Source organism: Microbulbifer maximicatervae (SeqCode) (assembly GCF_052467825.1).
This window is the reverse complement of record NZ_CP174327.1, coordinates 4115496-4136025: the sequence shown is the minus strand read 5'-3', so window position 1 is coordinate 4136025 and position 20530 is coordinate 4115496. Positions and strand designations below refer to the sequence as shown.

16 protein-coding genes are annotated in these 20530 nt (G+C 44.7%); 8 read left to right on the top strand and 8 right to left on the bottom strand.

Translation table 11 applies throughout. From position 1 onward, the window contains the following. The first annotated feature begins 83 nt into the window (after positions 1 to 83). Positions 84 to 965, top strand: a complete 882-nt coding sequence (locus ACJJII_RS18400) for a DMT family transporter (protein WP_444913147.1) — start codon at positions 84 to 86, stop codon at positions 963 to 965. 128 nt (positions 966 to 1093) lie between these two features. Here the strand turns inward: ACJJII_RS18400 and ACJJII_RS18395 are convergent, their stop codons facing one another. The 4 genes from ACJJII_RS18395 to ACJJII_RS18380 all read right to left on the bottom strand — a co-directional run bounded on the left by ACJJII_RS18395 (position 1094) and on the right by ACJJII_RS18380 (position 7658). Next, a complete protein-coding gene (locus ACJJII_RS18395) occupies positions 1094 to 2050 on the bottom strand; it encodes a histone deacetylase family protein (RefSeq protein WP_444917257.1) in 957 nt (318 codons plus the stop codon). 855 nt (positions 2051 to 2905) lie between these two features. Then, positions 2906 to 5101 carry a hypothetical protein gene (locus ACJJII_RS18390; RefSeq protein ID WP_444917256.1) on the bottom strand — a complete coding sequence of 732 codons (2196 nt, stop codon included), beginning with the start codon at positions 5099 to 5101 and terminating at the stop codon, positions 2906 to 2908. Between the two features lie 712 nt (positions 5102 to 5813). Beyond that, entirely contained in the window at positions 5814 to 5987 is a 174-nt protein-coding gene (gene csrA, locus ACJJII_RS18385; RefSeq protein WP_444897449.1) for a carbon storage regulator CsrA, read from the bottom strand. Positions 5988 to 6827: 840 nt separating this feature from the next. Further along, positions 6828 to 7658 carry a sulfite exporter TauE/SafE family protein gene (locus ACJJII_RS18380; RefSeq protein WP_444917255.1) on the bottom strand — a complete coding sequence of 277 codons (831 nt, stop codon included), beginning with the start codon at positions 7656 to 7658 and terminating at the stop codon, positions 6828 to 6830. Positions 7659 to 8285: 627 nt separating this feature from the next. Between ACJJII_RS18380 and ACJJII_RS18375 the strand changes: the two genes are divergently transcribed. Together ACJJII_RS18375 and ACJJII_RS18370 are read left to right on the top strand one after the other, a co-directional pair. Continuing rightward, positions 8286 to 8981 carry a YopT-type cysteine protease domain-containing protein gene (locus tag ACJJII_RS18375; RefSeq protein ID WP_413662119.1) on the top strand — a complete coding sequence of 232 codons (696 nt, stop codon included), beginning with the start codon at positions 8286 to 8288 and terminating at the stop codon, positions 8979 to 8981. 852 nt (positions 8982 to 9833) lie between these two features. Then, entirely contained in the window at positions 9834 to 10979 is a 1146-nt protein-coding gene (locus tag ACJJII_RS18370) for a hypothetical protein (protein WP_444917254.1), read from the top strand. 63 nt (positions 10980 to 11042) lie between these two features. On the opposite strand, the gene ACJJII_RS18365 is transcribed toward ACJJII_RS18370, so the two are convergent. After that, positions 11043 to 11915, bottom strand: a complete 873-nt coding sequence (locus ACJJII_RS18365) for a glycosyltransferase family 2 protein (protein ID WP_444917253.1) — start codon at positions 11913 to 11915, stop codon at positions 11043 to 11045. A 548-nt stretch (positions 11916 to 12463) separates the two neighbouring features. Between ACJJII_RS18365 and ACJJII_RS18360 the strand changes: the two genes are divergently transcribed. Together ACJJII_RS18360 and ACJJII_RS18355 are read left to right on the top strand one after the other, a co-directional pair. Continuing rightward, positions 12464 to 13309, top strand: a complete 846-nt coding sequence (locus tag ACJJII_RS18360; RefSeq protein ID WP_444917252.1) for an alpha/beta hydrolase family protein — start codon at positions 12464 to 12466, stop codon at positions 13307 to 13309. A gap of 74 nt (positions 13310 to 13383) precedes the next feature. After that, on the top strand, positions 13384 to 14271 hold the full coding sequence (locus ACJJII_RS18355) for an SMP-30/gluconolactonase/LRE family protein (RefSeq protein WP_444917251.1): 888 nt from the start codon (positions 13384 to 13386) through the stop codon (positions 14269 to 14271). Between the two features lie 59 nt (positions 14272 to 14330). On the opposite strand, the gene ACJJII_RS18350 is transcribed toward ACJJII_RS18355, so the two are convergent. Both ACJJII_RS18350 and ACJJII_RS18345 read right to left on the bottom strand, forming a co-directional pair. Next, positions 14331 to 14723 carry an allophanate hydrolase-related protein gene (locus tag ACJJII_RS18350; protein ID WP_444917250.1) on the bottom strand — a complete coding sequence of 131 codons (393 nt, stop codon included), beginning with the start codon at positions 14721 to 14723 and terminating at the stop codon, positions 14331 to 14333. A 34-nt stretch (positions 14724 to 14757) separates the two neighbouring features. Next, positions 14758 to 15225, bottom strand: a complete 468-nt coding sequence (locus ACJJII_RS18345) for an allophanate hydrolase-related protein (RefSeq protein WP_444917249.1) — start codon at positions 15223 to 15225, stop codon at positions 14758 to 14760. Positions 15226 to 15373: 148 nt separating this feature from the next. Here ACJJII_RS18345 and ACJJII_RS18340 point away from each other — a divergent pair, with 148 nt between their 5' ends. The 3 genes from ACJJII_RS18340 to ACJJII_RS18330 all read left to right on the top strand — a co-directional run bounded on the left by ACJJII_RS18340 (position 15374) and on the right by ACJJII_RS18330 (position 19550). Next, positions 15374 to 15940, top strand: coding sequence for a DUF1993 domain-containing protein (locus tag ACJJII_RS18340; protein ID WP_444917248.1), 567 nt, complete (start codon positions 15374 to 15376; stop codon positions 15938 to 15940). Positions 15941 to 16153: 213 nt separating this feature from the next. Then, on the top strand, positions 16154 to 17863 hold the full coding sequence (locus ACJJII_RS18335; RefSeq protein WP_444917247.1) for an alkaline phosphatase D family protein: 1710 nt from the start codon (positions 16154 to 16156) through the stop codon (positions 17861 to 17863). A gap of 253 nt (positions 17864 to 18116) precedes the next feature. Further along, entirely contained in the window at positions 18117 to 19550 is a 1434-nt protein-coding gene (locus ACJJII_RS18330; protein ID WP_444917246.1) for an aldehyde dehydrogenase family protein, read from the top strand. Between the two features lie 72 nt (positions 19551 to 19622). Here the strand turns inward: ACJJII_RS18330 and fghA are convergent, their stop codons facing one another. Then, the gene (gene fghA, locus ACJJII_RS18325; protein WP_444917245.1) at positions 19623 to 20474 is read right to left on the bottom strand and encodes an S-formylglutathione hydrolase; all 852 of its coding nucleotides are present in this window, start codon (positions 20472 to 20474) and stop codon (positions 19623 to 19625) included. Positions 20475 to 20530: the final 56 nt, after the last annotated feature.

Below are 20530 nucleotides of genomic sequence, written 5' to 3'. Positions count from 1 at the left end.
ATGACCTGCCCGATGCATAAATGAAGGCATCATTATTGCCTCTCAGGCAGGTTTGACCTCTATTTGCCAAAGGTAGTGACAGTTTGCCATCCACTTATCAAAATCATTCCCTGGGTGTTGGGTTAGCTCTTCTCGGCGGAGTGCTGATGGGGTGTCTTGGTATTGCCGGTAAGCTGGGTTCTGGTGCAGGCCTTAGCCCATTTCTGCTATTGGCTGCACAGGTCATATTGCTTGCTCCATTGTCGGGTATGTTTCTTCTGATGCGACAAGGGGTGGCGGGGATAAGGCCGGTGAATCCCCAGATCCTTATTCTTCGCTCCATATCAGGTTTTGTCTATTTTGCTGCCTTCTATTGGGCGGTCAAGGGCATACCCATCGCAGATGCCCTGGTGCTGGAAAGCACGAATCCATTCTTTGCCATGTTGATGGCCCGAGTATTCCTCGGTCACCGGGTTAGTATCGCCACTATCTTTCTTGCGATACTGGCATTCCTGGGCGTATGCCTCATTTTGATCCAGCACAGTGTTCAGGGCATTTTCAATCCCTACTCACTCCTTGCGTTGCTGGCGGGAGTAGCGCGTGCAGCGGGTAGTATCACAACCGGTGTCGCAGGCCGGACCGAGCCACCTGAGCGCATCATGTTCTATTTCGCTGTTGGGATGTTGGTCTTTAGCTTATCTATTGTATTCTGGGAGGGGGCGAAGGTAGAGACATCGTCGCTATGGATTCTCGCGATTCCCGCACTGCTGTTTGTTCCACAGAATCTTGCTTACACGATCGCTAATCGTGTTGCACCTGCTTACCTCGTTGGGGCACTGTTTTACAGTGCGATCCTCGTCGGTGTGTTAGCTGATCGTTTTATGTTTGGCACAGAATTCGGTATCCGTGGTGTGATAGGCATGGGTATTACGGTTGCGGCTGGTCTCGGGTTGGCTTGGTTGCGGGCGAAAGAGCTCAAAGAGTAACTTGGTGCTCAGTACTCCAGCGTCAATCAAGTGCCTAAATACTCAAAAATCTATGGAAAAATTTGGTGGGTTAGGGAGCGGTTGTTTGCTAGGCCACTTTTCTCAATGACAGAGGCCTCTCCAGAGCTTCAATTTGTTACTTTTTTTGCCTGGTAAATCGCTAAGTCAGCTATTAGACGATAGGAGTTTTCGGAGTAGCCGCCACTGGTTACGGTGATCATAGGCACATCCAGCGATTGAATCTGGTCAACCAGCCATTGGTCCCTTTTTCTGGCCCCATCGATACTGACCTGGAGCCCCCCCAGATTGTCCTGGGCAATAATATCTGTGCCTGCATTGTAGATAACCAGTTTAGGCAGTGGGCTCTGCTTAATGAAGTCCGAAAATTCCGACTCCAACCGACTGAGGTAATCTTCAGTATCTGTTCCTTGCTTTAGGGGAACTAAAAATGGCCAGCGAGATTCCTGCTCATCGGAGTGCAAGCCGGGGTAGGCTTGCATATTGTACATATCAAAGATATGTATATTGGGGTCCTCCATGGCCCAATCAGCAAACCCATTCCCTCTATGGGCATCAAGGTCAATTACCCAGATATTGTCATCTGGTGAGAGCAGGTGCTGTTCGCGGGCACGATTAATAGCAATGGCTACATCGGCGAAAGCACAGAACCCTTCACCGTGACCAGCGAATGCGTGGTGATAGCCTCCACCGAGATTTAAGGTAGAGGATTTCTTACTCAAGGCTTCCTGTACCGCCAAGCAAGTGCCTTCAGCTGCAAAGCGCATTGGCTTCATGAAATATTTATTTAATACGCCTGCGGGCAGCAAGCGCAGTAGCGGCATCTCTATAACGCGAGCCAGTGTTTTCGATTGATGTAAGCTATCTAAATAGGGCTGCGTATGTACAGATAATAGCCAGTCTTGACTAAGAGGCTCTGAAACAACTTTTAACTCAATTTTCGCTTCTGACTCGGCATTAATCAGTGCCAATGCTTTCTCATATTTACAGCCATCAAAAGGGTGCAAGCTGGAAAGCAGCGGCAAGCTGATGTTGTAATTTGGCGAGTAGAATAGCGGTAGGCTCATGAGGTTATTTGGCTTCGAATTTGTAGCGCATAAGCTAACCCATCATTGGGGGTCCACATATCAATATGATTACCAAAAAAGCGTAACTGGAAGAGAATACGGTAAATAGGGCTCGCTGCCCAGTCACTGATCTTGATTCCACCTTTTCAGGGTGATGTGAATCCTGAGCCAGTCTCAAGTAGCCAGGCAACGACCGTCGAGCAATTCTGATCCTTCATATTGTAATGCTTCTGCTCGACCTTGAAGTTTTCCCAGGCTTCAATCATTTTTGTTTCATTCAGCTCATCGATAAGAATATTCTGATCCGCATCACCGCCCTCGAGGCGTCTATCAACTCGATAACCACTTGGAAAGGAGGGCTGTGCGATCGCGCGATTTTAAAGTCCTTTTTCCTTGATACTGAAGAGGGCCAGTAGCTGATATAGGTGTTATCAATAGTGATGGAAGCATGTCCGACATCCCCGGTCTTTTGCTTCCAGACATGAACAGTAATAGCCATTTCCTTATTGCTTAGCGACTTCTAAATTCAATACTCAATGAAGAAAGAGCGGTTCAGTTTTTGTAGTTCAGTGACTTATTTTATTTAGGTGGGAGGTTAGCATACTTGCATCTGGGTACGTAGTTTCAGGCAATTACACTGATCTGGTGCCGTATTATTCTGCCGATCCAGTAGTCATTGTGTGAAGGAACAATAGTTTTGAGTTTATATTCGACAAGGATTTGCCATCGATCGATAAATGGATGAATAGCACTTCTTTATCTTTGTAGCTTCTGGAGGTCTAACAGTTGTGTGATAAAAATAGAAAGCAAAAGCCTCTATTTTTATCACAGCTAGTTTTACTTTTTATGAATGAATCAATTGGCGCTATTTGAGTGGTAAATCATCGCTTGCCAAACGTTCTGCTTGCCGCCGCCGTAACTATCAATTGTAGGGTTCTTGATATATGACCAAGCGACTTTACCGTTGCCCATGAAGACAGGTTCGTCAAGTCCGCCCCAACCAAAATTCGTCAGCTTTACAGGGCCTTCCAATACATTTAGGTCTGCATCAATTTCCATAACATAGTAGGCTTTCGGAACAAGCATCCGCATTGCCCCATTTTTAGCGGAACTCCGGTTATAAGAAAGGTTGTCGGAAATACACTGAAATTGCGCATAGCCAAATAGGTAACGCCCATTTTTCAAGTCGATAAGTTGTGGATCACTGATTTGACAGTCGGGCTCTTCTACAAGCCATTTAAAGCCTTCCCCCTCGATACTTCCTTCACCATCCACTTTAGCAATACCAATGCGAGTCAGGGATGAGGATTCCAGAGCATCCCCACTGCGTAGCCCCTGTCTTGAAATGGTTGGATTATCGCTGTTTGACATGTAGGAAAAGAAGCAGTTCGTATCATCGGATGAGCATTGCTGGTCAAAAGGCCCTTCAGTGCTGGTATCAATGCCGTATTCGCTTTGCAGGAAGCGATTCATTTCCTCATCATCAATGTACTTGGGGGAGACGATGAGAGATAAGTTAGTATCTTCATCCACAGGGACTACAGTATGTCCACCTCCGTTAGAGAAAAATGCATTGTCGGAGGGGATCAGGTAATTGTAGTAACCTTCAAATCTACTGGTAGAAGAAATATCCTCCATTTTGATGGCAATAGTATTTAATCCGCGCGATTGATTATATTGACCACCATCGCTAGTGCAAATCGCTCCATATTTTTCGGTACCAGGATTATAAAATGCCCGGATATTCAAGACATGACCGTAGCCGCAAAGCCAATACCAGCCTCTGTTATTACTGCCACTCATATTTAAGGACCAGTTATCGCGATCAATAACAGTCATTCCAGCAGAATAGTGGGAGCCACCATAGCTGCTATCAAAAACCCGAGCAGTTACTGAGAAGGCGTAGCTGGTGCGGCCTTGGCTATCATTCTCGACATAGATAAGCTCTTGGGCTCCGGCGTGGCCACCACCGTGCATCTTGTTTACAACGTAGGCCGCAGGCTTCTCGCTAAGCGCTAAGTTATCCCACTCCATTAGCCAGATCTGATCATTATATTTATAGCCATTCTCGCGAATATACTCGACCATAGCGTTATAGTCGGCATCAGAGAGTTGATCGACAATGTAAGCCATCTCCTCTTGCATTTCGTTACCTTTAATTGTCTTAAAGGTCGGGGAATCGCCGAAGTCGGTCTCGGGGAAATTTTCTTTTAGCCCAGGTAGGAAGTCCTCGAACTTTAGTGTGGGATGGTCCGTAAAATAGCCAATGTATTGACTGTGATTGGTAGATATCATCAGGCCGATATCCCTTTCAATACGTCCGTCAATAGCACTGATATTATTTTCCATCTTCATCCAGTCGCTACCGTATTGCTCAACCAGATCCCCTTGAACATCATAGCGCTCGCTTGCCTGGTATTCAGTGTTACACAAGACCGCAACCCGTGAGCAATCAGCGCTAGCTGCGATACCATGGGCTTCGTAGCATTGTTTTAGAATTGTGGTATTGCCGGTTTGGTCGAAGCTTAGAGTTTCAGGATTATATTGCAGCTCATAAACAGTGCCATAAGTGGTTTCATCTTCTCCACTACCTTCGCTAAGGGTTTTGGAAACAAACATCCTGGGTCTATCAGTGTCGGTTGCGCAAGCTGTGGTGTAACTTCGCATGGGCACAGACTGTAGATTGTCATCCTGGTTACTATCTGTTCTGGCTATATAGTGTGGGAGTCCATGGACTTCTTCGGCATTGGTTTGGCCATTTGGCAATGTGATATCCCGGGAAGTAATCTGTGCAAACCCAAGATCTGCCGTTTCTATATCGCCAACAGTCACGGTGCCAGGTTCGTTGTCTGGAAGGGTCCCCGATCCGCTATCCCCAGAGCCGCTACCACTACCTGAACCGCCTCCGTCTCCAGAGCCTTGGCCCCCGCCATTGTCGCCAGATGATTGGGCTGGGTCCGAATCTGAAGAAGAGCCTCCACCTCCACCGCATGAAGCCAGTATGACTGTAAATGCCAGTGCCAAAGTTTTCTTGCTGAATAGCTTGCTCATAAGTTTGCCCGTAAATGTGCGATTGGAATCGATTGTTATCTGTGAAATTGTCGACAAAATCTCATTTTTGAGTTATTAGAATTGGGAGCGCCATTCTAGTTCTCTTGATCTACCTTTCTGTGGATTACTTAATAATTTCTCTAAAGGGGCATTATTTTGATAGGAAATCTGGTGAAGTCCCTCTGTTTGAGCATCTGAAGAAGCTTTACATGGAATCACTAGAATTTTTGTCGAAGGGCAAGTAGGGCGACTGTTATCTTAATTGGTATTGCTGACTCTATAGTTTTTACCAATAATTCTGGCTAGCGCTTTGATAAGGATTTCAAGAGTGAAAGGGTAGGGGGTTAATCTATTACCGGAATAAATTCCATTAAAGCTGATGCGGCTGGAGGTAAATGTATTAAACGGTTTGAACTAAGTTGCAGCGTGCGTAGGGGAGGAAGCATCGGCAATAGCTCGCGCTAAGATATCAGCATTTATTGAAGCAAATATAAGTTTGTTGTGCTGCTCCCACTATCTCACAAAGTCTTCGCAAAGCCTCAAAGAATTCCGATTCAGAAATGGTCAGTGCCTGGTTGATATAGTGGGCTGTGCCGAGATAGGCGCTGCGCTCTCGGCAACACGGTATTCTTGTCTGAGGTCTAAAAATCTCCAGCCCGTATGTATAAAATCTGAATAGTGGTTTGGTTGAGGCGGCGACTGATAAATAGCTTTAAGGTTTCTGTTTCTTCTTGATACGTATATAGATCTCTTCACGATGAATGGGTAGAGACTTGGGTGCATCTATACCTATCTTCACTTGACTGCCTTTTACTTCAATAACTGTTATTACAACATTTGTTCCAATTCTCAGGTTTTCACCAGTCCGGCGCTTTAAAATCAACATGCTCATTTCCTTCGGAAGCTAAATTATGTGCGGATTCCACACGAGGGGAAGCTGGAAAGTGGTGTGTGGAGGAGGGTTAGGAGGCGCACGAGAACGGTAGGCATAAAAGAAGAAAATACGGATGTAACGCTCCCAGAGCCTAATGAAACACCCTAAGCTCCTGAGTCTAGTCAACTTTATTGAAGACGAGCGGGTTTCTAGCGTATTATCCATACAGCCACTTTGATAGGTCTGATATCAACTTGGTTAGCTGGCCCCTGGTGTTGGCGCACCTTGGGTCAGCGCTTTTACTTTTCTCTTATGTCACTTTACCGTTCTCCTTTTGGGGGGGGAAGCTTTGATAAAAAATCTTGGAACGATTGATTCTGTTGGACTATTAGCCCTGTAGAAAACCCCTGAATTGCGAACCAAGTACTGATAAATATCTATCGATTTTACGCGGCTTTGACACTAAAACAAACTTAATAAAATCCAATAAGATTATTTTCGTGCCTATATTTTAATGGGCTTTCATTTTTTAAATTTCAATTTCCTGCTGGCAATTTGAACTTGGATCGAAGTATTTTCTAATTTGAAAATAGAGATTACTAATGGCTAAAAATTATCTTTGCCACTTTGAACGCATAATTTTTGGTTGGCATGTATTGGGGGGAAATACAAATCATTGTATTACTAATATCCTATAAGGATGTTTCAGTCGCGTAATCTGAAGGGCTGGCAAGAGTAATTCGACCGGGAGCCTTTAAGACCAGAATGTTTATTGCGAGCATCTGATAATAGATGCTTGGGAGGAATAGACTGTTTACTTCCAATCCGCTAAAAACAATCCAGAGGGTAGGTCTAGCCTAGTCCAGCTAAGAGATTGAAGTTTTGCCAGATAAAACGAACCCCGATAATACAAAGCAGTAAGGCAAAACACAGCTTTAAGCGCTTAGCAGATATTCGGTGAGCAACGCTGGCACCAAGCCTGGCAAAGAGCACGCTGGTAAGTACAATTCCCACAAAAGCCGGCCAGTAAATATAACCACTACTCCACTTTGGTAGTAACTGATTGTCCCACCCTTGCACGGCAAAGCTGATTGAACCAGAAATCGCGATTGGCAGACCAAAGGCAGCAGAGGTTCCGACAGCGAGCTGCATTTTTGTACCGAAGTGCGATAAGTAGGGAACCACCAAGGCCCCTCCACCAATACCAAAGATCGCTGCGAGCCAGCCGATTACTCCTCCGGAACAGATCAGGGGTGCTGCCCCGGGTAAGTGACTGCCATTTTCTTGTGAGGTTGCCGAGGTCAATCCACTTAAGCCCATACGCACGGACATAAATATGGCAAACACGCCAATCAATAGCTGCAACCAAGCACCAGGTAACAAGTCTGCTGTCACGCCGCCCAGCCAAGACCCCACAAGTATCCCTGGAGTCATAATCCAGAATAGGCGCCAGTCAACGGCACCTTTTGCGTTATGTGCCCAGACCGAGCTGACTGAAGTCACGATAATGGTCGCTAACGAGGTCCCCACCGCCATATGGGTCAGCACCTGGGGGGAGATACCCGTGGCAGAAAAAATCAACACCAAAGCAGGCACGATAATCAAGCCCCCACCAATCCCCAAGAGGCCTGCCGCTGTACCCGCGATGGCGCCGAGTAACAAGTAAACAAATAGCATTTCCATAGTGCAATAGTCTAGTCACTTTTGAAGCTAACCAAACACACTGAATCGAGCTGTTTGATACATTAAATTGCTTTTTATGATTTTTGGGATCCAGTTAACTGACGCATTCAAAAATGTATTCGAACGTCCATTAAAAAATGGAGGAAGGTGCATCGGTAGGATTCGCACCTGTCAAGTTTGAGCTCTAGACGGGGCTTATATTGGACTGTATAGGTGCGGTATTAAGCTGGCACTTGAGCTAGATCAGCAAGCTATTTACTTATTTTCAGGCCTCATTACCACTGATCGGTGTTTAGCCTAAAAGGTATCGAAATCACTGGTTTTTTTTGGCATTTGATGAAATTCACCTTACTTGTTTATTTGTGTGGTTAGACCTGAGAAAGCAAGGGAATCATAACTATCAGTATTTTACCAGGATCACAAAATATACTTGCCTGTCCGGACTTAAAGGAAATTGAAGTTTCCTTATCTGCATAATTCAAAATACGTTTCAGGCTAGAGCAAAGACGACTTATTGCACCAAATAATGGTTGCTTTAAGCATTGCAAAATTTACCTTTCATATTCTTTGCATGATTCACAAATAGAATCAGCAATGTAATATGTAATATTGTGGTAAGGACAAACTATGCCAAATGATGCTGGAGCCTCCAATTTTGGAGGTCAGAAAACTTGGAGTTTCAACCAGGGCAATTACAATAGTATGCTTAAAAAGCACCCAAATTCTAAGGGCGGAATTTGTGAAGCTCTAGCGGTAAGTTGGATTAGTAAGGGGCTTCAATCTGGTCTTCAGGATGCATTGTCTACAGGAGGAGACGTTGACAAAACGAAAGTGGCAGTAGTTGCTCAACGTTTTGCCTCCATGTATCGATTCAAATTTAAAGATGGAACTGAGGGAGATCCACTAAAGGGTTTCCAAATGATAAAAGAATCCCAAAAGTATTTGGAGTCTCAAGGCTTCAAGCATATAACTCATGTAGGGAAGGCCTCAAAACAAAAAGACAAGGTTGGAAATCCCCCTTTAAAAGAACAATTTTCCATTGTGTTTGACGGCATTGAAGCAGAACAATGCTTTACCCAGCAGACACAAACAATTTATAGCATGTTAAGGTTTTCTGGGGCTAAGTGGGCACATGCAACAGCATTCAGGATTGAGCCCACTGCAGATAAAACCACATATTATTTTGACCCTAATGCGGGTGAGTTCAAATTCTTAAAATTTGCACAGTTTCGAAAGTGGTATGAAAATTACCATAGCAGCAACAGATTATACCGGACATCCGCAACGATAGGGTTTCAGTTGTTGGCTCACAATGATCGCTAACTTGCACAAATGGTCTTTCCGTTAAAGCCTATTGATACAGAAAATAGTATTAAAAATAATAACCACCAATAGCTCAAGAAATATATATTTATACCTTGATAATCAGCGCCATCCCCATAAATGAAACCTAAAAGATAGTGAAGAGCACACATCTATTTAGCGGGCACTGAAGCGACTGGGGCGCGCTGAATATCAAGGTATGAGGCCATTGATGATCAGTAACCTCAATTTATGTTGCTACTACAATGAAAGTGATGAAAAGCATGAACGCTTGGCAATCAGTATTTGAGCAACAAGGTGTAGCTATCTCACGATTTTTATTGGCGCCACCTAGCCTTTATGGAGTTGGCATCAATATGGGGCTTCAGCCTGGCTTAGGGTAAGGCTAAAAACTTGTAACAGTAAAGCCTCACCATCTAAGGTTGAATATTGATCGCTCCCTTCATTATCTCTAAGTGAGGATAAGGCAATCTTAAAGAGTTGTAGGCCCACTTTCGCAGCTTGGTATACCAATTTTCTAGATGGTGAAAATTATCATCGGATAAGGCTTCGTTAGCTTTAAATTTAATAAATTAACTTGATTAAATATGCGTCTTGCGATAACTCTTTCAGGAATCTATGGGCGTGTAGTTTGCTTTAATTATTACTTAGATACGGATCCCAGGACAAACACATTTGTGTTAAGAGTTGTCGGCTGATAGTCACTGCTTGTATTAAATTTTTCTACGTCTTCTTTATGCTAAGTTACTAAAAGGAAACTCTTGAAGTAATTGGGGCCATAAGATGAGTTGACCAAATTTAAATGATATGTGATCGATTTAAGTGGCAAACCCTCCCTTTTAAGGTGATATCGTGGCTGATAAATCCAACTTTCTGTCCAGACTATTCACGCCGATAGAAGCGCCAGAGAGCTTTGTCCAGCAGCACTTAAAAGGTTATGGCAGTGTATCTACTCTGCTTATAAATGTTGTCACTAGAAGTGACCAGCGCGAAATTACTGATTGTCTAGACAAACTCTATGACTTAGTTGCATTGACTACCGCGCCTCACCCGAAACGCTTTTACTTAGAAAAGATAGAGGCGCTGAGGGAAGAGCTGACAGGTGTCGTTGGAAGGAAGGCCCTGTATAAGAGGTTGGAGGTTGAAAAGATCCCCTTCTACATACACTTTGATAGCACATCTGTATGCTTTATAGCAAATCATGACTTTTTTTCCGGTTACACTGGCCTGCTCTTTTCTAAATATGCCAATTGCTTGTTGAAGAAAGATCAGGAAAGGTCAGATGCATATTGCTCTTCAATAGTGCATATATATAAGGGTAATGGGCAATACTCAAATTTTCACCGAGTTATAGGGCTGGCTCAAGCTATATTTATAGGTTTAAGTCTGAGAATGTTTAATAGGAAGGAGAGCAAGCCAAATCCATTTCTCTTGGAGGAAAAGGGTTGTATAAAAGGAGATCTCGATGACATCGTATTGGTGTCAGCTAAAGTTGAATCTAGCGAGATATCTTTCGAAAATGTCTTGAAATCTTTTATAGATAATTTTGTCAGTACTTTCGAAAGGCAGCGAGCAAACATATTGATTACCCAAGAGTTTATTCACAACATTCCGGATCAGGGTGAAAGACTGGCCGGGGTAGGAAATACGGCGTCTGGTTTCTATTTTTCTCTAAATAAACTCTCTAGGTATCAAATATACCTATTGAAAAGGTACCACATTGCATATTATGCAATGGTACTCCTCAATATGTTAAAAGTAGAGAAACAAGTTACATCAAGTATCAACGAAGACTTTACATTTAGTTATTTGCCTGCTCGAGAGGTCGACTGTATCGCGACCTATTCAATCACAAGAGATGCACTGGTTTTTGTTATTAGTAAAGCTTCTGATGGTTATCATATTGAGGTTGCTGTTAATGAAGCTATTTTCTCTCTTGATAAGGTTGTTCTGTTTCTGAAATCTTTCTCTAGCGAGATTGAACTATCAGATATCTGATAGATGCTTGAAAAATGTATAATAATATTTAGGCGCGTTTAAGTTGGTCACTCAGGTCAATTGTTAGCTTGCAGTAGTTGTTAGCCCAAATCGTTTGAATTCGCGATTACTAAACTCATAATACCCGGAAATTCTCTTGCAGATATATTGATAGTTTGGGTTGCTCAAATCTTTAATTTTGTTCCTCTTGCCATTGATTGTCTCTGTTAAATTTATGTTGTCTTGGTGGTAGACAATGGCTTCTTTCATAAAAATTGGCTGAACTTTGAGCTCATTGATAACTCGATAAGCCAGGTCTATGTCATCGTAACCCCAGGTTCCATCGTATTTTTCATCGAAAAAACCAACTTTAATGACATCCTGCCTTTTAAACACCATATTACAGCCATAAAAGTGCCCCCAGGGGTGTTCTGTATTGGGTAATTGCTCTATTTTCCCTAGGCGCCTATCTTTACTGAGCCCATAATTTGATGGGCTATTAAATCTAGGGTATGCATCAAGGTACTTGCCGTCGCCGTCCATTTCTGCTGGGTCAATATCTTTAGAGTGAATAAATTCCCTTATCCCGGTCATGCAGATACTAGGCCCATAATCATTGATTATTTTTTGAATCTCTGCCAGATAGTTCGGGGCGGGGATACAATCACTATCTGTAAATACACACCACTCGTATTTAGCAATCTTTACCCCTAAGTTTCGCGCCGAGTTAAGTGCAAATGGGTCTGGTAATTGAGGTCTGAATAGTAAAGTTAAAGTAAGGTGGTTCTTAAACTGGTTGTAACATGACAGGATGTTGGGGTCTTGCGAGTTGTTATCTACAATAATGATTTCAAAATTTTCCTTTGGAAAGGTTTGTAAAGTGTAGCCTTGTAATAGGTTATACAGAAGGTCAGAATCGTTGTAGCATGGCATAATAATACTGAATCGATCGGACATGCACCTAAACTTCCTGTTGTCTATAGCTCAAAATCATTTTAAGTGAATCAGGTGGAATATAAGGTGAGCGATAAATCGAATCTCCTTAACTTGGCGACTGGATTGATCGGCTATCAAACCTTATCCTTGCATTTTAGAGTACTTAGAAGTTTTAGCACTTTTGATAGTGAATATGAGGATTATTGGCAGGGTATATCTTTGTGCAGCTCACGTGGACATTTGCAGGTGAAATAGTGGAAAGCTAGAGCAATAGTCTGCCATGTTATTTGACTTTTTGGTAAAGCTACCTCCTTTCAATTCATAAACTGGAACATCAAATCTAATTATATAGGGCTATATAATTAAGGCTTTTAACTTGCTCTAGTCTTTAGGGGGTGGTAAATGTCGAGAAGTGAATATTCAAGTCAATTTACTGCTCTTGGAAGGAGGAAATACCTGTTAGGGATCAACTTGTTAATTACCTCTCATGCGATAGACCGGAAGTATTGGGCGGAATTTTAACTTACCCAATAGTTTGTGTTGAATTACACGGGGGAACCTTTGAATAAATGATTGAGGCACAGCAAATCCCCACTAACGATGGGATAGTGCTTGGTGCAAGGCTATTCTCCCCTATTGAGGCGCCTAAAGCTGGCATCATTATTAATTCTGCTATGGCGGTTAAGCAGAGCTACTATCGGGATTTTGCTTGTTTCTTAGCTCGGAATGGCTATTTGGTTCTTACTTATGATTACCGAGGTATCGGTAAGTCCGCTATCGAGAATCAAAGGGACAAACGGCTGACCTTAAGAGCCTGGGGGGAGAGAGATTTGGCGGCAGTGATTGACTGGTGTAGCAAACGAGCTAAAAGCTTGGAGTGGCACTGCATTTGCCATAGTGTCGGTGGTCAAATTGTAGGTCTTGCATCAAATAATACCCGATTTGCGAGTGTGTATTGTGTTTCTTCTCAGAGTGGCTATTGGGGGCATTGGGATGCAAGGTATCAGCCAAAGCTGTTGTTTGGATGGTACTGCGCATTTCCTTTGCTATCGAATGTTTTGGGATGGGTGCCTGGAGTACTTTGGGGGGGAGAGAACCTACCTGCAGGAATAGCTCGTGAATGGGCTTACTGGGCTCGACATAAGGATTACGTTGTCGATCAGCATGGTCGGCCGATTCGTGAGGGATTCGAGCGCTTGCAGTGTGATATGAAGTTCCTGCTTATAGATGACGATAAGGACTTTGCACCAGAGAAGGCTGTCCATGCATTGCGAGATTTTTACTGTAATGCGAATACAGATATTGAGGTTATTCAAACCAGCTCTATTGGAAATACATCAATAGGCCACTTTGGGTTTTTCCGAAAGGAGTTCAAGGAGAGTCTTTGGCGAAACGTATTAGGTTGGCTGGACTAGTCCCTCCTGGCGTTGATACGCCCTCGTATCACAAATGATGCCTTTTTAACCAGCTCGAGTCTGTGGTCGTTAGCATGGAAAGACAAGTACTATGTAGAGACTTACAAGAACCAGAAGGGCCCGTTTGCCTGCCTGATGGCTACATTTATGTCACCGAAATGGCAGCTGGCCGGAACTGTATAAGCCGTATTGATTTGCGTGGGCAATACCAACAGATAGGGTATCCTGCTCGGCGACCTAATGGCATGGCAATCGATGGGTATGACAATTTATGGATTGCAGATGGAGGGGGTAAGCAGCTTGTTCGCATGGGGCTAAATGGTGATCTTATTGAAGCTTATGACGGACCAGAAGATCAGCCCTACTTATGGCCCAATGATCTGGTTTTTGGTGATAATGGCTTACTTTACATAACAGACTCCGGGATTGACCCGGATATTTTTGTTCAGGGGCAGGTGATTCGAGCTGATTGCCGATCTTGTCGCTACTATGGACAGGTATTAGAGATAGATCCTCGCAATGGAGATGTGTTGCGACAGCTTGATTCCGGATTGCGTTTTCCCAACGGTATTGCCATTGATGATCGGGGCCAGCTGTATGTAGGGGAGACTATTAGCGGTAATATCTACCGCTACGATCTCGCTTCGTTAACGCACCCCAAACGGGAGCTTTTCGGCAATGTAGTTGTTGGGGCGCCAGAGGGATTTGTAGGGCCAGATGGGATGGCTTTCGGTAGTGACGGGCGATTGTATTGTGCAGTGTTTGGCCAAGGTGATGTGACCGTTCTTGATGGTGAGGGAAGGGTGGCCGAACGTATACCCACCTGTGGTAAACGACCCACGAATATAGCCTTTTGCGAAGACTCGAGAGGTGGGGCGGTAGTAACAATTCTGGATGCAGGGTGCTTAGAGTGGGTGGGAATACCGTGCCGTGGTAGGCAGCTATACCGCCCAAGGATATAGACTAAGTGGATTGTCTACCTAATGATATTGTTTAGGGTTAAATAAAAGCAGCTTCAAAGTCAGTTTTTAGATTTCTGTTGTATATAGTTGCGCCATCCATGAAATCGGGAAATATCTTCTTGTTGCTGAGTTAAATAGTTTTCTCCTAATATCCCTAAAACTTGCACGCCATTTTCTAAGACTACTTTACCCAAAGTTAGTCCCGCCGCTTCTAAATTAAGCACTTCAATTAAGTTGGCCTTGGGTAAGGACCAGATTTCAACGTTGAACCATGTTCCACCTGTACGCACTCTCTGCATGGAAGGATATTCGCCTTTGATTGCCCACATCCGGTAAATGGCTTCTGTTTTAGCCTCCCTAACAAATGTTGCATTGTTTTGTATTAAGTTTTTATCTAACTCCAGGCCGCGCATCAATGGTCCATTTACCGCGACTTCTGTATGTGTACTCATTTCGATTGTCTAAATCAAATATTTGATATTAGTGCTACTGACCGGTTTTATTACTACTCATACCCATACTCTCCGCATAGGCTCGCCAGCCATGCCACTTGGATATATCTTTCTGGTTTTGGACAATATAGTTTTCACCCAGTATGCCTAATACCTGTGTTCCATCCGCTAAAGCAACTTTACCTAAAACCAATCCTTTGGCTTCCTCCTCTAATAGGTTGACCAAGTTGGCTTGCGGAATCGACCAGATCTCCAGTGTAATCCATGTGCCGCCGTTGAGAACTCTTTCCATTGCGGGGTATTTGTCTGCAACTGACCACATGCGATAGATCGACGCCGTTTTAGCCTCTCGTACAAAAGTGGCATGGTTTTTATGCATGTGTTTTTCGAGGGCGAATCCACGCATTAGCGTGCCATTAACTGCGACGTCAATAGATTCAGCATTCGCTAGTGACACCAATACCATTAAACTAGCAGCAATATATCTGAGTATCCTGAGCATTTATTTATCTCGAGTTGACGCCTTATGAATTTAGCTTAGACATGGAGGCAAGAAGACACTAAATGATGCTTGTGCCTCCCTTATTATTTTAGAATGGTACCAGAGATATATTTTGTCGCTTATCAATAAAAATTAGTGGAAATATATTATGAACCTGACAGATTTGTTGTTACCTACGTATATACAACTATTGGAAGCACTTTCTAGTTGGTTGGATAAGGCAAAAACAGAATTGCCAGAAGATGAGTCTGAAGCCCTCCTTAAAGCGAGGCTTGCTCCAGATATGTTTCCCTTATCATCCCAGGTTCGGTTTAGTTGCTTACAGGCGCAAGAGGCAATATTTCGATTGAAGCGGCGTGCGCTTCCAGATTTTCTGGAGCAATTGGCTCGTGAAGGGCAGGGAGCTGGTGAAAACCCCGGATCTATTCCCGAAGCTCAAGAGCGAATTCGAGAGGCACTGGCATTTTTAAGAAGCGTTACGCCAGAAACAGTGATGGTAGCAGTATGTGAGCCTGTGACGATTAAGCTCCCGAACGGGATGACTTTCGATATGACTAATGAGCAATATGCCAGGGACTGGGCGCTACCTCAATTTTATTTCCATATCAACACGGCCTATGCAATCTTGAGAGCTCAAGGTGTTTCCTTAGGTAAAGCCGACTATGTACAGCACGCCTTTGCTTATCTCAGGCCAGAGATGATTTCAGATTGCTAATGGTTAACAACGCTAAGTTTTCATGTTTATAGCCGATAGAGAGGGGGATTTTGCTTCCCTTAATCTGACTTTTGTGTATTAACTCCATAAGTATTAATTTTGAGAGAAAAAGAGATTACTAGCTAAAAAGTCAAACTTCTTTGTTGGTACGTTCTTCTATAGAATCCGCTCCCTTTCCGATTCTTCATACGTACGATAACAGGAAGTTTATATATGACCATCTCCCGCCGAACCTTTGTCCAGGCTATGGGGGTTGCACTTTTAACCCCCTTTACGGTCCGTTCTCTCGCGGACACTGATAGTGAAACCTATGCACGTTTTGTACTGGGCGGCACCACATTTGCTGATCAAATTGACAACGACGGAATTGTTTTTGATTTATCAGTAGCCTCGGGAGATCCCAGTCAAACTGGAGTGGTCCTTTGGACGCACATTAACCCTGACTCCTATATCGCGGGTCAGTCTCTGTATGTAGATGTCGCGCTGGATGAGGAGTTTACCCAGCCAATTCTAAGTGCTGAGATTAATGCTAGCGATATCACGGCAGACCGTGATTACACCGTTAACATTGACCTGGAAGGCTACTTATCTTCTGACCAACGTTACTATTATCGCTTCAAATACGGGACTATCAGTAGCCGTGTTGGGCGTTGTCACACACTGCCTACCGGTAGCCTAGAGAATCTAAAGATGGCTGTGGTTACCTGTCAGGATTACACCACCGGTTATTACAACGCCTACAACCATATCGCGGACGAAGATGTACATTGCGTACTGCATTTGGGTGACTTTATCTATGAATATGCCCAATACGAAGGCTTTGAAAGCTCGATAGTGCATTCACTCTCCCTGCCTTCTGGCGGCTCTGTTGCGATGGATCTTGAGGACTATCGTCATATTTACAGAGAGTATCGCAAGGACAAGAACCTGCAGCGAGCGATGGAAATGCACTCATTTATCATCACCTGGGATGATCATGAAACTGCAGACAATGCTTACTGGGATTACGAGCGGGATACTCTGGGTGTGCCATCTCATCCCTACCAGACCGGCGATAATAACCCTGACCAGCTGCGCCAGTTGCGTCGCGATGCTCAGCAGGCCTGGATCGAATATGTCCCTGCACGGGTAAAAGTCGATGAATCCGCAAGCCACGCTTTTGACTACTTACAGATTTATCGTTCTTTCCAGTTCGGTGACTTGGTTGATCTGTATATGACAGATAGCCGCACCTATAGAACCAAGGAGCCGTGCAAGGATGGTACAGCTTGGGAAAACTACTGGTGCACAGATTATGAAGAAGATACCCAAACCATGCTGGGTAAGACTCAGCGGGATTGGCTGATTGATGGAGTTGTTAACTCCAATGCCCGCTGGAAAGTGTGGGGCAACCAGACTTTGCTGGCACAATTGGCTGGTACTATTTTGGGGCGCTCGCTGGTGTACGCCAATTATGATGCCTGGGATGGTTACCAGTGGGAGCGGGAAAAGATCCTGTCATCTGTTAAGGACAGCAATGTCGATAACTTTGTAGTGCTGACAGGGGATCTCCACTCCAGTATCGCTTCATACCTGAAAGTTGATTTCAGCAAAATTAGCAACTGGGACTACGACAACCTGGTTGGCGTTGAGCTGATGACCCCTTCCATATCTTCTCCCAATATGAACGATACGATTGAGAAAGGTATTGATGTTGGCAGTGTGTTTACATCATTGCTAAATGGCGGGGTTCAGGTCAATAACCCACATATCAAAGATTTTGTTAGTAATATCTATGGATATGCAGTGATCGAATTCAATGTCAACGAACTGAACTGGACCGTATACAACATCGATAAGAAGAGTGATAACCCGGATACCGAAAAGGCGGTATATAAGAAGTTTAATTATGAGCCTGTTGGCATGTGGTTAACCGAAAAGTAGCTGGTTCCCAGTCAATATGAAGTTGTGGGGCGCTTGCCCCCAACTTCACAAGACTCCACTATTTCTATCCCTTCTTCATCATATCTAGCTTGTACGAGTAAGAAAGTCCTTCCCCGGTAGCAAAACTAATAAGCCAATGGACACGCATTTGATATATGCCTGCGGGTCATCTATACCCGACGATGGGCACAATGCTGTATCTGGCGTTGGGGCGCTCTTGATAGATCAAGACATCAAGTAAAAGGATATTACTTTGCTGCAAGAATCTTACCCTTACTACCTGGCCAATGAAGCAGTGCATGCCAACACCGATCTGGAAGTTACTGACAAGTATTCAGGGAAACTAGCTACCCGGGTTGCAATGGCTGATGCCAAGGTTATTGACAGTGCCATCGACTGGGCGCTTTTGGCTGAAAAATCGATGGCTAATTTGCCGTCTTACACCCGCCAGGAAGTTTTACAGCATTGTGTTGTACGTTTTCGTGAAAGGTTTGAAGAGCTGGCCGAAGCGTTGTGTATTGAAGCTGGTAAGCCGATTCATGATTCGCGGGGCGAGGTGCTGCGTCTAATCGATACATTTCATGTGGCCGCTGAAGAGGCAGTGCGTATCAATGGTGAGATTATCAATCTTGAGATATCCAAGCGCTCACGGGGCTACCGTGGATATATCAGGCGAGTACCGGTGGGCGCATGCTCATTTATATCGCCGTTCAATTTCCCTTTGAATCTTGCTGCTCACAAGGTGGCGCCTGCCATCGCTGCTGGATGCCCCTTTGTACTGAAACCTGCAAGCCGCACGCCCATAGGGGCATTGATTATCGCTGAAGTTCTGGCCGAAACACAGCTGCCGAAAGGTGCCTTTTCTGTATTGCCTTGCCATAGAGAGGGAGCAGAGCTGTTTACTGTGGATGATCGATTCAAACTGCTCAGCTTTACTGGCTCACCGGCGGTGGGCTGGGACCTAAAGGCCAGAGCGGGGCGAAAGAAAGTGGTTTTGGAGTTGGGAGGTAATGCAGCCTGCGTTATCGATCGGGATACAGATCTTGATGATGCTGTAGAGAGGCTGATTTTCGGTGCTTTCTATCAGTCGGGCCAAAGCTGTATCGGCGTCCAGAGGATCTATGGACATTGCAGTCTATATGAAGACCTGAAGCGACGTCTGGTTGAGCGTACCAAAAAGCTTAAGAAAGGCGATCCTCGATCAGAAGATACATTTATTGGCCCAATGATTTCTGAGGGAGAGGCTACCCGCTTGCATACCTGGGTGGAAGAGGGGATTCAAGCCGGGGGAACCCTGCTTTGTGGAGGTACACGAGATGGCGCCATGCTTGATCCAACGCTATTGGAAAACGTGCCCCATGACTGCTCCATTGTACAACAGGAGGCATTTGGCCCAGTTGCAATTCTGGAGCCTTTCGATAGCTTTGATGATGTTTTAGACAAGGTGAATGACAGTGCCTTTGGTCTGCAGGCTGGCATATTCACTCGTGACCTTTACAAAGCCCAGCAAGCCTGGGATACCTTGGAAGTGGGTGGTGTAGTTATTGGTGATGTACCCAGCTGGCGGGTAGATAATATGCCCTATGGTGGTGTTAAGGATTCGGGCCTTGGTCGGGAAGGGGTACGCTGGGCTATTGCGGATATGACCGAGGAGAGGCTGATGGTGGTGCGTGAGTTAAATAGCTAGAAAATTAATAGATCACCAGGCCCACAACTTTCCCTGCAGCTGTGGACTTGGAGTAATGTTTGACCTTACTTATTAGTTTGGGCATGTCTGGCTGAGATGCTGGGCATGAAACCGAAGATGATCCTCAATATAGCTGGCGATAAAGTAATAGCTGTGGTCATAACCAGAATGGCGGCGAAGTTGGAGCTGGTATTTGCTTGCTTTGGCAGCTTCTTCGAGCGTCTCGGGTTTCAGCTGTTCAACAAGAAAGCTATCGGCTTCCCCTTGATCCACCAACATCGGCACAGGCTTCTCGGCATTTTTGAGCAGTTCGCTGCTATCGTAGTCTCGCCAACTATCCCGATCTTTGCCTAAATAGGTTTCAAAGGCTTTTTGCCCCCACGGACACTGAGAAGGATTGCTAATGGGGCTGAAGGCTGATGCGGAAATATAACTTGCCGGATTGCGTAGGGCGATCATCAGTGCACCATGGCCCCCCATTGAATGTCCTGCAATGGCCCGCTGTGTTGTCACAGGGAAGGTGGTCTCGATAAGTGCCGGCAGTTCTTCCACCACATAATCATACATGTGGTAGTGGCGGCTCCAGGGCGCTTGGGTGGCGTTGATATAAAATCCAGCACCTTGCCCCAGATCATAGGCTTCATCATCGGCAACAGATTCTCCACGGGGACTGGTGTCGGGAGCAACGATGGCTATCCCTAGTTCGGAGGCAATCTGCGGGGCTCCTGCCTTTTGCATGAAATTCTCATCGGTACAGGTCAGACCTGACAGCCAGTAGAGCACCGGAACCTTGTGTATTTGTGAAGCTTGCGGTGGCAAATAAATAGCAAAACGCATTTTGCAGTTTAGTGACTGTGAGTCGTGAAGGTATTGCTTGTGCCAGCCGCCAAAACTCCGGTTGGCACTGATATTTTCAATAGACATGCTGGATAGCCCTAATTGGACCACCTCCAAGAGATGGCCCAATTGATCATTGCTGG